We start from the raw sequence: 13,227 nt of genomic DNA on the forward strand, positions 1-13,227 counted from the left end.
GCAGCCGTCCATAAAACAGTATCGTCTGTTTTCGCCGCAGATGTAGCTTACGCTACATCTGCAGATTTTTGATAACGAAAAGGTCGCCCTGTTTCGGGGCAACCTTGATATGATACGCAAAATGTGCCTACTCACGGCATAGGTCGGCGGTTAGCCATTAGGGTGTCGAATGCTTATTTTCTACTTCTATTTTGTTCAAAAAGCCAAGCAAACAAATCTATTTCGTCGCAAAGGAAATCAATTTTGTTATCTGCGGCTGAATAATCAGTTGATTTGTGATTTGCACTGCCGATTTTAGTTAATTCAGCAACCATTTTCTTTGAATAATTTTCAGGTTCATAATCGCTATCTCCATAAAAAATCCAAAGGGGAACTTTTTTGATATTTTCAATCAATTCAAACATATATGCCCCGCCGATTGTAATCGCACCCGCTATTCCGTTATTGTCTGCTTCATGCCCTATAAAATCATATATAGCAAATGCCCCCATCCCAACTCCCATAATGTATAACCTATCGGGGTCACAGTTGTAAGTGTTTATCATTTCTTTGGTGAGTTTGACAGCAACCGTTGCAGGTTGCCAATCGCACCAATTGGCGTTCGTAATCGGTGCTAAGATAACACAAGGGAACTTGCCGTCATCAATCAGCTTTTGCAGTATTTTCGTATCCGAAGTTCCGTCTGTCCATGTTTCGCCGTTTTCATGTAAGAAAAGAACAATAGGAAGCTGCCCCATAGATTCGTAACCATCAGGAGCAAACAATCGGTACTCCATATTCATCGTGCTGCCGTCAACCTCTGCGGTGTAAGTCAGCTTTTTAGAATCATTTAGAAAATTAGCCATAGTATGTTCTCCTGTCCAAAATATAAATTCCGCTGTTGAATTGAACCGCCATCGGCGTGGTCGATTTTGCTTATTTTGTGCGTGTACACGTTTCCCATTACATATCCACACTAAACAAATATCCGAAGCGGTAATTTCCCTTCACCGGAAATCCGTCAGTGTAAACCACAGATTGCCAATATGCCTGCGGATATGGAATTGGTACACCATCCGCCAAAATCTGATCGCGCGTGAAAACATATGCATCGTCAGGGTTGTGAATATTGCCGCAAAAATTCTCACTGCTGTAAATCACGTATGCCGCATATTCGGTCGGAACATCGTAAAAATCGTAGCCATCCGGCACAGGGGTTCCCTCTTTGTAAAAACGACCAAAAATGCTTGGTCCGCCAGACTGCCATTCTTGCCCATTGAAATGCGTCAGATAGCAATAGCTATATTTTATAGGAATATCCGCCGCGTAGGGTTCCAACGACTCAAAAACTTCGTCAACATTATCATGTTCTACAGTTTGCCCGATAAAACGTGTTTTTCCCAATTCGATATACTCAAATTTTTCGCGTTTCCATTTTTTCGATTCAAGTCCATTTTTTACTGAATCGGGCATAAATAACGCCCACTGTACACCAGCATCGCAATTTTTGAGGTTCCAAATATAACCAGTATTAATGTGTATAGACCCTGCGTTATATCCCGTTAGGACTTCTCGCACATTGCGCTCCCGCATGACAGAAAAATCGGCAAATACTTTGGCAACCAATTCGTTCAGTTGCTCGTCATGCGGCTTTCCTGACAACGCCTCATCATATCTGTCCAACACTTTGAAAATCTCCGAATTGACCACGCCGGAAGGCTCAAGTTCTCTTAAATACGCACGAAGTTTAGTGTTTTGCTCTTTAATTCGCGCAAATACACCCTGCACCAAAATCTGTTCGTTTTCTGCGAGTTTTCCCTCACTCCATTGCGAATCGTCCAATACCCATTCCATCAGCGCGTCAAAAACGCCCTGATTCTGCACTACTGCTTTTCGAGCCCAACCTATAAGCCTGTCGTACTTCTCGGCACTTGCCGATTTTTCGTCATTTCCCCCGTCGATTTCACTCCAATCGACCAATACCATGTCATCAATGAATTTCCCTGCCATGTAAAATCCCCCTTGAATATTGATGTCGATAGTCAGAGGATAAAACGACTGGGTTCGTCCGCTCTGTACTTTCGATGGCGGTACGCCATGAAAGCGTGCGAACGCTTTTGAAAAACTTTCTGATGTGTCGTATTGATACTTCATAGCCACATCGACTATCTTACTGTTTGGCTGTAATAAATCTTGCGCGGCTGAACTTAGACGTCTATTGCGAATGTACTCGCCCACAGTCACGCCTGTCACCAGATGAAACATAAGTTGAAAATGAGAGCTTGACGAGTAGGATTGACTTGCTATTTCGTCAATGCTGATTTCACTTGTCAAATGTTCCTCGATATATTGTAGTGCTTTCCCCATGCATTGTATCCAGTTCATCGTTTCCTCCTCCTTTCAAGGAGTATTATACAATGGCACAACCACGCAAATCATGTCTTAAAATATTATGATTTGTCCGATTAAAAAATCCGTGTTGCAAATGAACACGGTATAAAATATAAATTTCACCGCCCACAGCAATCGCCACGAGCGATATCACAAAGTATTTCTACTCTGTACACTAAGACTATACCATGGCATGTCGGCAAAGTCAACATTACGAAAGGTAGTGGGCGGCACAGGCTTCTGAACCAAGTTGGCCTGTTAAATATTCCTGCACTGCCGCCAGTTTTTGCTCCGGGGGTATTGACTTCTTGTTCTGCATTGATATGCTCCTATCTGTTTGTAGACTCACTTTTTCATCTGTCTACTTCGAGGGTAGCATAGCAATTTGTCCCGAAGTTGCTTTCAAAAGTGCCGTTTTGGCACTAACAAGCACCGTGCCACAGTTGTGACACGGTGCTTGTTTACCCTATGGCGACTGCCATGTTTTAGTTTTCATACTGTCTTATGGAAGTCCCACTTACGCCGTCCTCTGCTCTACTGTAGATTATGGGTCAACCACTTCTGCTGGACCGCGTACAAATACTGTCGCACCATTGCTACCGGCCCTCAGGCCGTTATTGGCAATTGTCACAAAATACAAATGGTTTGCGACCAACGCCGCGCCGTCGTTCAAATTCGATGCCGAGGTCAGGCTCACCATCGCCGGGTTTCCTGTCGCGACTGTGTTTACACCAGTCGCACTGCCCAAACGCAAAATAACTTCTGTGCCAATTTGCCCGCGCAAGGTCTGTCCGGCACGCAAGTCAATTCGCCGGAACAGCGCGCTACCGGCTTCGCCGCCGGCCGTACCGTCAATCTGGTCCATCACACCTCGTACGACAAGTTCAACAAATTCCGGGTCACGTAGGTCAATGCCCTCGTCAAGCAATAGACCGGTAATGATATTATCCAAGTTACGCACCAGCTGATCATAGTGCGCGTCCAACTCATCCACCATACCATCAAGCACGCCGCGCATATCTTCGGTCATACCTTGGATCCATAGCGGCTGCAGGGCCTCTAAATAGCTTCTGGCGACCAAAGGGTCATCGCGCGTGCCGTTACGTGCCGAATTGTCGGTAGCAATCGCAACGCCCAATGTGACAATCAACACCACCACAAGAAACGACGCCGTGCCAATTTTCCATTTTTTCATTAGTATATACCTCCGTTGGTTTTATCTGTATGTAAGGGCGAATACTATTCGCCCGCCGCAAATGCAAAACTAGCCCGAAATCCCCAAACTTACTGCAATCGCGCTGTTCACACGGTTCATCAACCTGCCGTCAAGCTGCCCGATGCGCTCTTTCAAGCGCTTCTTGTCAATGGTTCGCACCTGCTCAAGCAAAATCACAGAGTCACGGCTCAAACCATACACACGCGCCGAAAGTTCGATATGCGTCGGCAAACGCGCCTTGTTCAACTGTGATGTAATGGCCGCTGCAATGACCGTTGGGCTGTGCTTGTTGCCTACATTGTTTTGCACGATGAGCACCGGGCGCATGCCGCCTTGTTCGCTGCCCACCACAGGGCTCAAATCAGCGTAATAAATGTCACCGCGCATCACTGTATCCGTTACGGCATAGGGCTTCATGCCTACGTCTGTAAATGGGATCCTTGCTGTCATGTCCAAAATATTCACCTCTCCTGTCGTTGGTTTCACTACCATTTTTCCACAGATGAGGGCTTTTTAGTCATGATTTTAACACCATGATAAAATATTTTTTTGAGCACTTGCTCAATCGTCAATGACAAAATTTTTCGTCACACCAACTTCAACGCCATTTTGCTTGTACACACGCGGCACACGTTTGCCAACGTTACACATAATCTCATAAGTAATTGTCCCAACTTCTTGTGCCACATTTGACAACGACAATTCAGCGTCACCTTGCTTTCCAAACAGCACAACTTCCGTGCCTTCGCATACATCTTCAATATCGGTCACATCAAACATCGTCATGTCCATGCAGACGGCGCCCAGCAACGGCGCGACTTTCCCATTGATTAACGCCGACCCCCGGCATGACAATGCCCGCGGATATCCATCCGCATAACCAATCGGCACAGTGGCAACCAACCTATCCGACGGCGCAACATATTTGCGGTCATAGCTCACACCTTCGCCTTTTGCCACACATTTGACTTGCGATACAATACTGTGCAAACTCATCACAGGTTGCAGTTCCCAACCATTAATAGTTTGTTGCACAGGGCTTTGTCCAAATAAAATCACTCCGGGGCGCACCATATCAAAGTGCGTACAGGGATATTGTAACACAGCCGCGCTATTTGCGCAATGGGCTACATAAAAGTTTTCTCCCAAATCGCGCAATTTCTTGCGCGTCCCACAAAATCGATCAAGCTGAGCTAACGTAACTGCCTTATCATCACCACTTGAAAAATGCGTGAACAAGCCTTGAATGTCAAGATTCGGCAAATTGCAGACCGCCAATATCGCTTCAATCTCATTGTGCTGAAATCCCAAGCGTGACATGCCTGTATCTATTTTCAAATGCACAGGCAGTGTACACTGCTGTGCTTGACAGGCTTGCGAAAGCGCGAGAGCTTGTCCTTGACTGTATACCGTTTGCGTCAAACCATTATCCAGCAGCTGTTTGGCTGCTTCCGGCGGCGTATAGCCCAATATCAAGATAGGCAACTCAATATCGGCGCGACGCAGCTGCAACGCTTCGTTAATATTTGACACGCCCAGCATATCGTAGCCAAGTTCCCGCAATAACTCCGCTACAGCCACAGCCCCATGACCGTAGCCATCTGCCTTAACAACACCCATTAGCTTCGTATGTGGGTGCGTATGTTTTCGAATTTCCAATGCGTTGTGCCGCAAAGCGTCAAGGTTTATTTCCGCCCATGTTCTTCTAAGGTAGTTCATCCCAACTCCACCTGTAAAAATGTAATCGTCAATATATTCGCCCCATCTACATATGTCTCACTGCGCAAAGGGTGCATGGTCTCAACATCAAACCAAACAACCATACGATGCTCTATACCACCATGTGTTGACGCATACACTGCACGAATCGCTTGCGTACCAAAAGCATTTTCCGTACCGTATGCCACAATATGACCCTCGCGCCATGTCTGTACAGCAAAGGGTACAGCCTCAAGCGGCGACAATCCCGTCCCCGGCAGCGCACCCGTTTCCAGCGACAAACCATCAAATTGCAGGATACTTCCGCCCTCATGCAACACCACGCGAATTCCCGCCAACTCACTCGGTTCTAGGACCTCGACGCTCTCTTCCTCGAGCGAAAGGTTGTAGCGCAATAGGTATTCGACTACCCTATCGCCAAAATCTGCCCGAACACGCGCATCCATTGTAGCATAACGCATACTGCCATAAAATTCATGCAATCTCGGCACGGCTTCTCCGCCTACATTGCATGCAGGAAACAGCAGCAACACGGCGATTATCATTGGTGCAAAGGTGAACTTTTTCATGGGTCGCCTCCGCACGGATTTATTTATTCAATTATGTAGGGGCATCAAAATATTTTAACAACTTCGGTATTTCAGCCAAAATGTCTGATGGCATCATACCCATTTGACTGCCTTTTTTCACTGCTACATCAGCCGCGCAACCATGGACAAATGCCGCAAATGCTGCTGCATCGCCCGGCTCAATGCCTTGTGCAGCCAGCGCACCAACCATACCGGCAAGAATGTCGCCGCTACCGCCTTTGGCAAGTCCGCAATTGCCAGATTGATTCACTGTCGTACGCCCGTCAGGGCAAGCCGTAACGGTTTGCCCTCCCTTAAGCAAGACAGTGCAATTGGAATTGACGGCATAATTCTGCACGGCAGTCAGCCTTGGTGCATTGTCCAACTGCCCGCCAATACGCCGAAACTCACCTTCATGCGGCGTGAGGACAACCTGCCGACTCTGTACATATATATGCCGTGCCATGACATTTAGACCGTCTGCATCAATAATCAGCGGCGCTTCGCCGTAGTTCAGCACCTCGCGCATGATTAACTCCATGCCGCGCCCATTGCCCAACCCGGGGCCGACGACAACAGCATCGGCGTTGTCGATTTGCTCACGGATGAGCGGCAATGCCTCAACGGAAAGAAAACCGTCTCCGTCGTCGCGCAACGGCACAACAATATTTTCGCAACAATCACTCGCTACGACTTGATGGATGCAATTCGGCACGCCGACCGTCACCAACCCCACACCCATGCGCCACGCACCGCCTGCCGCTAATCGCGCCGCACCCGAAAAATTTCGGCTTCCAGCCAAGATGAACAGCCGTCCATTGTTATACTTATGCGCATTGGCATTTCGTTTGTCAATCACGTTGCACCAGTGCGCCCATTGCTCGGGATAAGGCAGCAACTCTTTCTCATCTTGTGCGACAAGCGTCACAACCGCCGTCGCCATGCCACCGTCATGCGAAATCGACAGCGATGTCTTCCACTGCGCCGCTAACGCACCGATAAAATGCGGCGCACCGCGCCCATCGTGCGCCACTTCGACGCGATGAAATAAATCGCGTGTCAACCCACTGCCCAATGCCTTGGCCAACGCCTCTTTTGCAGCAAAAAACCCCGCCGCCGTCTGCGCATTTTGGCTGCCTTTTGCCGCGATATACGCCAACTCGTTGGGCGTAAAAATCTGCGCCTTAGTAATGTCGCTCATCGTCTCAAAACGCACGATTTCTACAATATCAATGCCAATTCTCATGGATATGTTGCCTCCAGGGTATGTTAGGATAATCTAATGAAACACAGCGTTGCTAATAGCTGTCGCCGGTGGCCATCCAGCAAATGATATTGCTCCATAGCCTGGGATTCTGAGTTCAAAATCTCTAACATTATGCGGTATTTCAATATCAATGGGCACAGGCTCACATGCCTTAGTCAGAGATACAGTGTATGCCTCTACACCATCAAATGTGATAAATAGTCTTGCATTTCCAACTTGCGTCTCGCCTTCAAGAACGAAAAAGATTGCAGAGAATCGGCTGTATGTTCCATTTAGCAGAATCCGATATGACCGTCCTTCAAAACTACCAACAACATAGCCACCGTTATGAGAATTTCCCCAATTGTCTCTAAAGGAAGCTGATGAATATGTAAGCCCTATTCTTGATGTAATATTCGTAAATTGATGCATAGGTGTATATGTGGCAACTGGATCGTTGTTCTGATTATGTGAATCTTCATCTACACCACCATTACTTCCAGCATAGGGAATAAAATCAGTGTCATTTACCTCGTCTAGGAGACCTTGAGCATATCCTCTGGAAAACGCCTCTTCAAGTTGATGTTCAAGAATAGAATCCATTTCATTTGTTGCATCTAAGAGACCTTGAGCATGCCCTTTAGCAAATGCCTCTTCGAGCTGGTATTCAAAAGTTATATCATTTTGCAGCTGCTCATTAAAGTGAGCTGTTAAAAATGCACCAATAGCAGCACCTCCAATGACACCTATTGCAGCTACAATGGCACAAATGATTAATGTACGATTATGCTTTTTTGAATCTGACAATCTCAAACACCTCTTTAACCTGACAGTAACAATCTAGCATTTGTTTTCTATACCCTACACTTCATCGCCCTTACGCATCTTATGCGGAATGTATTTGCTTATTGCGTCCAAAATCCGCTCGTTGGGCTGCAAGATCATCAACGTCCGCACACCATCTTTACTAAACGCCGCGAACCAGCGTCCCTCAGCTTTAGGTGTTGAGGCAAGGTCTAACAACGTCGAATTTTCACGCCGCTGTTCAAATTCTTGCGCATAAGCCTTCCGCATAGGCGCCAATAATTCAAACGCCTGCACATCAATGGTCAGCAGCCGCTTGCGCCGCTTTTTGTAAATAATACGGTCAATATCTAATTCGCCATTGGTAAAGATATACTCATATTCAACATGAAAATTCTGATAGAACCGATACAATCCAAAACAGACTACCAACACCGTCAGCGGCACAAGAAATGGCAACGGAAGCAGCGCGCCAATAAAAAACGCCCCGGCAACTCCACCGAGTATAGCAACGAGCAACAAGGCATAATCCAACACGCGCATCTTCCGCGCTATAATTTGCTCAAAATAAATATCTTGGTTGATGACCGCGCCCTCCTATCTCAAAAATTGTGCAAGTATCGCCTTACGCCATATTTTCCCGTAGTATTTGCTTGAATCGGCCAATACAGCGATGTTACCATCGTCACTTCCTGCACCACCCTACACAACACATCACTTGCTTTGCGTAAATCAACCACGTTGTAAATACAGATAGGCGCAATCATCCTTTTTGATGCTCTCAATAAGCCCCATTTGCTCGTAATAGCGCAGAATTCTGGTTGAAAGGTTCAACGCCCTCGAAATTCCATCGATCGTAGTAAGATTCATATTTGCCGGTGGCCTACTCGGCAGCTCTTTACAAAACCGCCTCTTCTTCACCTACCGTATATACACGCACCATATTGGTTTCGGCGTGATGCCCAACAGGTACACCCGCCGTAATGACAATGGTGTCGCCTTTGACAATCAATCCTTTTTCCAATGATGCCTCAATGGCTTGATCAATCAACGCCTTAGTATCTGAACCCTCTTGAGTCAAAATCGGCGTCACGCCCCACGCCATTTTGAGCTGGCGCTGCGCCACAGGATTGGGCGTACAACCAATAATCGGGCATTGCGGACGGAAGCGCGATACGCTCCGTGCCGTGCCGCCACTCTCAGTGATGCACAAAATCGCCTTGGCATTGAGGTTGTGCGCCATTGTAACAGTGGCGTGTGAAATGGCGTCACGCACCGATTTATTCTCATATTCTTCTTGGCGGAAACGGCGAGCGTAGTGAATTGTTCCCTCAGCGTACTCGGCAATACTCGCCATCGCGCTCAATGCCTCAACAGGGTACTTACCCATTGCCGTCTCGCCCGACAGCATAACACCGCTCGTGCCGTCATACACAGCGTTGGCAACGTCAGACACTTCAGCACGCGTCGGCCGCGGATTTTGAATCATCGACTCCAACATATGCGTCGCCGTAATAACATTTTTGCCGGCACGACGTGTCTGCTTAATCAACCGCTTTTGAATGTCGGGCAACTCTTGGAAGTCAACTTCCACGCCCAAGTCGCCACGCGCCACCATCAAGCCGTCAGACGCCTCTAAAATCTCATCAGCATTCTTGACACCCTCGGCATTCTCAATCTTAGCGATGATTTTGACTTCACTGTTTGGATTAGTCTTAGCCACTTCCTCACGCAAAATCTTAACATCCTCGGCCGAGCGCACAAAGCTGGCTGCAATAAAATCAAAGTCATTTTCCACGATAAATTTAATGTCGCGACGGTCTTGCGCGCTCAAATACGGCATTTTGACGTTGACATCGGGCAAATTGACACTCTTCTTGCCCGAAATCGCACCACCGTTGACGATGGTGGTATGTACATCGTTGCCGCTGACCGACTCAACAACAAGTTCAATCAGCCCGTCATCCAGCAGCACGCGGTTGCCTTTCGACATCTCTTTGGCAAAATCTTCATAGGTCACGCTGACTTTTTCAGCCGTACCATCAACGTCATCAGTGGTCAGCGTAAACTTACCACCCGCTGTCAGTTCAACTTTACCGTCAGCAAACATACCGATGCGAATTTCCGGCCCTTTGGTATCACCGAGCAAAGCAACGGTCCTGCCTGTTTCTTGGCAGACTTTGCGCATGGTTGTCGCCCATTGTGTCACTTTGTCATGCAAACCGTGCGAGAAGTTGAACCTTGCAATGTCCAATCCCGCCAGCACCAGTTCTTTCATAACCTCATGCGACTCACTCGCCGGACCGATTGTAGATACGATTTTTGTTTTTCTCATGTGTTATTTTCTCCTTGTATTGCTTATAGAAAATGCTTATTTTGTGCTACATATCCCTATCCATGTCGGCTCTTGTTAAAACAGTTTTTGCTTCGTGAGGATAGCTGCATAATACGCTATCAATAAATTGCACTCCGCAAAAGTATTTGCAGATTGAAGTATGTTTTACCGCACATTTGTGAATATTTTGACCCTCTGCAACATTCCATGGACATTGAGAGTCGCCAAACTTTACATCACTAATGAAGTCAATATCCATATTAGAGCCCATTAACTTTTTCACTCTGTTGTCCACAATAAACTCCTGTTCAAAATATAAATTAGCTGCTAAGCCACTATTCTATCGAAATTAAATCAATAACTTCTCTCCACCGAAAAAATATGCTGTTTGCAGGTCATCAGTCGCATAAAAGAATAAAATTCTTTCGCCGCCTCACACGGATTGCGCGACGCCGCCTTGAAATTTTCAAGGTCGTCCATAGTCTCAAAGGTGCAAATGTCCGCCCATGTATCGCCATCGACAAGCTGTTGCCAGGAAATATACCCCTTTTGTTTGGAAATATGTTCATTGTTCAGCCTTTCTGACGCTGACAAAAAATCCGGCACAGACGCCCCTTTTTTCAGCTTATACGAAACATAATAAATGGCATTTGACATAGTACACCCCCATTTCTTGCAAGGGCGGCAGATGCCGCCCTTCTGCATTATCAGTTCTTAATTTTATGCTTTGCCGTCGCAACCCAACACGTTAATCAACTTATCTTTGACCAACTCTTTAATATTGGTACGCGCCGGCGCAAGATATTGACGTGGGTCAAAATGGTCTGGATGTTGTGCAAAATACTGACGAATTGAACCTGTCATAGCCAAACGTAGGTCGCTATCGATGTTGATTTTGCAGACCGACAGCGATGCGGCTTTGCGTAACATATCTTCAGGGATACCGATGGCATCCGGCATTTTTCCACCGTTATCGTTGATCATCTTAACGTATTTGGGGATGACCGACGACGCACCGTGTAGCACGATGGGGAAATTGGGCAAACGACGGCCGATTTCTTCGAGAATGTCAAAGCGCAATTCGGGGGTTTGGCCCGGCTTGAATTTATACGCTCCATGGCTTGTGCCGATAGCAATTGCCAAGCTGTCGACGCCGGTTTTTGCTACGAATTCTTCCACTTCTTCGGGGCGGGTGTAAGACGCGTCTTCTTCGCTGACGTTGACGTCATCTTCCACGCCTGCCAAACGCCCCAATTCTCCTTCAACTGTGACACCGTGGGCGTGGGCGTACTCAACAACTTGCTTGGTCAGCTGGATATTATCTTCAAAGCTATGATGGCTGCCATCGATCATCACCGATGAAAAGCCACCATCAATGCACGATTTACACAGTTCAAACGTGTCGCCATGATCAAGATGGACAGCAATGGGCAGGCCCGTTTCGATCACAGCCGCCTCAATGAGCTTCATTAGATAGGTGTGGTTGGCGTACTTGCGCGCACCTGACGAAACTTGCAAAATCAACGGGGCATTGACTTCTTTTGCCGCCTCGGTGATGCCTTGCACAATTTCCATGTTGTTGACGTTGAACGCACCGATGGCATAACCGCCTTTGTACGCTTTGTCAAACATTTCTCTGGTGTTTACGATTCCCATGTGTATTTTCTCCCTTTTATTCATGTAGTTTCCATTTACTATACCACACCCTGCCGCAAAAATCAATCAAAAATTCCTAAGCCCATCAACTCTTTTTGCAAATGCGGCATAACACCCCACGATTTCGCCGCATCACACGCCTTTTTCCACAATTGATGGTCGGGTTTGCACGTTAATTGCGCCTTGATAAGTAAATTTTTCGGTGTGTGCTCGGACTCAATAAATTCACATACCGTCACGTTATATCCACACGCTTCCAAATACATCGCCCGCAAACCATCGGTTAGCAATGATGCCAATTTTTCTTTCATCGCGCCATGCTTTGCAATAAACTGCATGTCCTCGCGTCCCATAGTTTTCAACAATTCGTGCTGACAACACGGCGCGGCGTAAATCCAAGGCGCACGCCATGTAACGGCTTTTGCCAGCGCGTCATCAGTCGCTGTGTCGCACACGTGCAGACTCACCACCATGTCGACGGGCGGCTCGATTTTCAAGCCCTGAATATCGCCTTGTTGAAACCGCAAGCCTTTGCAATCCAACCGCTCGGCAATCTCATTGCAGCTTGCAATCACATCTTCCTTCAAGTCCAATCCAATAATTTCGCCGCGCTGTAAATAATGCTGCAACGCAAACGTCAAATACGACTTACCACAGCCAAAATCAACAATGCGCGGCTGTTTTGGCAAAGTGTCCAACCCATCTTTGAGCAGTTCGAGAAAACTATTGATTTGCCTAAATTTCGCCATTTTATTTTTACGGACATGACCATCTTGTGCCATCACGCCCAGTTCGATCAAGAATGGTACAGGCTCGCCGTCACGCAAAATTGTTTGCCGTTCGCGGTCGTGGGTGCGTGGCGTGTGGTTTGACTGTTTCATCGTCCGCTTAACTTTGAGTTTGCTAAAATACGTGACATGAAATTCTGTCTCAGGCGTGACAATTAAGGCTTGTCGGAAATGTTGCGTGAGTAGTATTTCAATACACGTATAAGCCTCAACAAGCGGCAGATTCTCGTGTCGGACCTTGCCGCTGTTATGATATTCAAACTGCACCATATCCCGCCCTTGGGCGGTATAGCGTCGCGCAATCACTTTTCCGTCGCCACCTTTGCTGCGCGGTTGGCTAAATGTAGCCTGCGTAAAGCCAGTAATTTCTTCGATAAAGTCTTGCATGATGCGCCTCCTTGCGTAATGCAAAAGAACCGTCCTTACGGACGGTTCTTGGCGCGCCGCGGAAGATTCGAACTCCCGACCTTCTGGTCCGTAGCCAGACGCTCTATCCAGCTGAGCTAGCGGCGCAATTTCTTAGG

At 47.1% G+C, this 13,227-nt stretch carries 13 protein-coding genes and 1 tRNA gene; all 14 read right to left on the reverse strand.

Annotation, left to right across the window (positions count from 1 at the left end; all coding sequences use genetic code 11):
* Positions 1-173: 173 nt before the first annotated feature.
* The 14 genes from FWE06_05565 to FWE06_05630 all read right to left on the reverse strand — a co-directional run bounded on the left by FWE06_05565 (position 174) and on the right by FWE06_05630 (position 13,216).
* Positions 174-845 (reverse strand): hypothetical protein, encoded by a 672-nt coding sequence (locus tag FWE06_05565; GenBank protein ID MCL2546648.1) that lies wholly within the window; start codon positions 843-845, stop codon positions 174-176.
* Between the two features lie 97 nt (positions 846-942).
* Positions 943-2,364, reverse strand: coding sequence for an AraC family transcriptional regulator (locus FWE06_05570; protein MCL2546649.1), 1,422 nt, complete (start codon positions 2,362-2,364; stop codon positions 943-945).
* A gap of 550 nt (positions 2,365-2,914) precedes the next feature.
* The gene (locus tag FWE06_05575) at positions 2,915-3,565 is read right to left on the reverse strand and encodes a hypothetical protein (GenBank protein ID MCL2546650.1); all 651 of its coding nucleotides are present in this window, start codon (positions 3,563-3,565) and stop codon (positions 2,915-2,917) included.
* Positions 3,566-3,634: 69 nt separating this feature from the next.
* A complete protein-coding gene (locus tag FWE06_05580) occupies positions 3,635-3,973 on the reverse strand; it encodes a type II toxin-antitoxin system PemK/MazF family toxin (GenBank protein MCL2546651.1) in 339 nt (112 codons plus the stop codon).
* A gap of 174 nt (positions 3,974-4,147) precedes the next feature.
* The gene (alr, locus tag FWE06_05585) at positions 4,148-5,305 is read right to left on the reverse strand and encodes an alanine racemase (GenBank protein MCL2546652.1); all 1,158 of its coding nucleotides are present in this window, start codon (positions 5,303-5,305) and stop codon (positions 4,148-4,150) included.
* Entirely contained in the window at positions 5,302-5,874 is a 573-nt protein-coding gene (locus tag FWE06_05590; protein ID MCL2546653.1) for a hypothetical protein, read from the reverse strand. The genes alr and FWE06_05590 overlap by 4 nt, the downstream gene beginning before the upstream one ends.
* Before the next feature lie 31 nt (positions 5,875-5,905).
* Entirely contained in the window at positions 5,906-7,120 is a 1,215-nt protein-coding gene (locus tag FWE06_05595; protein MCL2546654.1) for an NAD(P)H-hydrate dehydratase, read from the reverse strand.
* 33 nt (positions 7,121-7,153) lie between these two features.
* Positions 7,154-7,927 (reverse strand): hypothetical protein, encoded by a 774-nt coding sequence (locus FWE06_05600; GenBank protein ID MCL2546655.1) that lies wholly within the window; start codon positions 7,925-7,927, stop codon positions 7,154-7,156.
* 54 nt (positions 7,928-7,981) lie between these two features.
* On the reverse strand, positions 7,982-8,461 hold the full coding sequence (locus tag FWE06_05605; GenBank protein MCL2546656.1) for a DUF6106 family protein: 480 nt from the start codon (positions 8,459-8,461) through the stop codon (positions 7,982-7,984).
* A gap of 361 nt (positions 8,462-8,822) precedes the next feature.
* Positions 8,823-10,259 (reverse strand): pyruvate kinase, encoded by a 1,437-nt coding sequence (gene pyk, locus FWE06_05610; GenBank protein MCL2546657.1) that lies wholly within the window; start codon positions 10,257-10,259, stop codon positions 8,823-8,825.
* 354 nt (positions 10,260-10,613) lie between these two features.
* Entirely contained in the window at positions 10,614-10,916 is a 303-nt protein-coding gene (locus FWE06_05615) for a hypothetical protein (protein ID MCL2546658.1), read from the reverse strand.
* 63 nt (positions 10,917-10,979) lie between these two features.
* Positions 10,980-11,915 carry a class II fructose-1,6-bisphosphate aldolase gene (fba, locus tag FWE06_05620; GenBank protein MCL2546659.1) on the reverse strand — a complete coding sequence of 312 codons (936 nt, stop codon included), beginning with the start codon at positions 11,913-11,915 and terminating at the stop codon, positions 10,980-10,982.
* A 62-nt stretch (positions 11,916-11,977) separates the two neighbouring features.
* Complete coding sequence (locus FWE06_05625) at positions 11,978-13,090, reverse strand: SAM-dependent methyltransferase (GenBank protein MCL2546660.1); 1,113 nt, start codon at positions 13,088-13,090, stop codon at positions 11,978-11,980.
* Positions 13,091-13,139: 49 nt separating this feature from the next.
* A tRNA-Arg gene (locus FWE06_05630) sits at positions 13,140-13,216 on the reverse strand.
* Positions 13,217-13,227 lie beyond the last annotated feature (11 nt).

The organism is Oscillospiraceae bacterium (assembly GCA_009780275.1).
In the GTDB taxonomy this organism is placed as follows: domain Bacteria; phylum Bacillota; class Clostridia; order Oscillospirales; family UBA929; genus WRAI01.

What these genes read in the sequence shown, in the direction of transcription:
- FWE06_05565 (MCL2546648.1), bottom strand. Translation starts at nt 845, where the DNA reads ATGGCTAATTTTCTAAATGATTCTAAAAAGCTGACTTACACCGCAGAG.
- FWE06_05570 (MCL2546649.1), bottom strand. Translation starts at nt 2,364, where the DNA reads ATGAACTGGATACAATGCATGGGGAAAGCACTACAATATATCGAGGAA.
- FWE06_05575 (MCL2546650.1), bottom strand. Translation starts at nt 3,565, where the DNA reads ATGAAAAAATGGAAAATTGGCACGGCGTCGTTTCTTGTGGTGGTGTTG.
- FWE06_05580 (MCL2546651.1), bottom strand. Translation starts at nt 3,973, where the DNA reads ATGCGCGGTGACATTTATTACGCTGATTTGAGCCCTGTGGTGGGCAGC.
- alr (MCL2546652.1), bottom strand. Translation starts at nt 5,305, where the DNA reads ATGAACTACCTTAGAAGAACATGGGCGGAAATAAACCTTGACGCTTTG.
- FWE06_05590 (MCL2546653.1), bottom strand. Translation starts at nt 5,874, where the DNA reads ATGAAAAAGTTCACCTTTGCACCAATGATAATCGCCGTGTTGCTGCTG.
- FWE06_05595 (MCL2546654.1), bottom strand. Translation starts at nt 7,120, where the DNA reads ATGAGAATTGGCATTGATATTGTAGAAATCGTGCGTTTTGAGACGATG.
- pyk (MCL2546657.1), bottom strand. Translation starts at nt 10,259, where the DNA reads ATGAGAAAAACAAAAATCGTATCTACAATCGGTCCGGCGAGTGAGTCG.
- FWE06_05615 (MCL2546658.1), bottom strand. Translation starts at nt 10,916, where the DNA reads ATGTCAAATGCCATTTATTATGTTTCGTATAAGCTGAAAAAAGGGGCG.
- fba (MCL2546659.1), bottom strand. Translation starts at nt 11,915, where the DNA reads ATGGGAATCGTAAACACCAGAGAAATGTTTGACAAAGCGTACAAAGGC.
- FWE06_05625 (MCL2546660.1), bottom strand. Translation starts at nt 13,090, where the DNA reads ATGCAAGACTTTATCGAAGAAATTACTGGCTTTACGCAGGCTACATTT.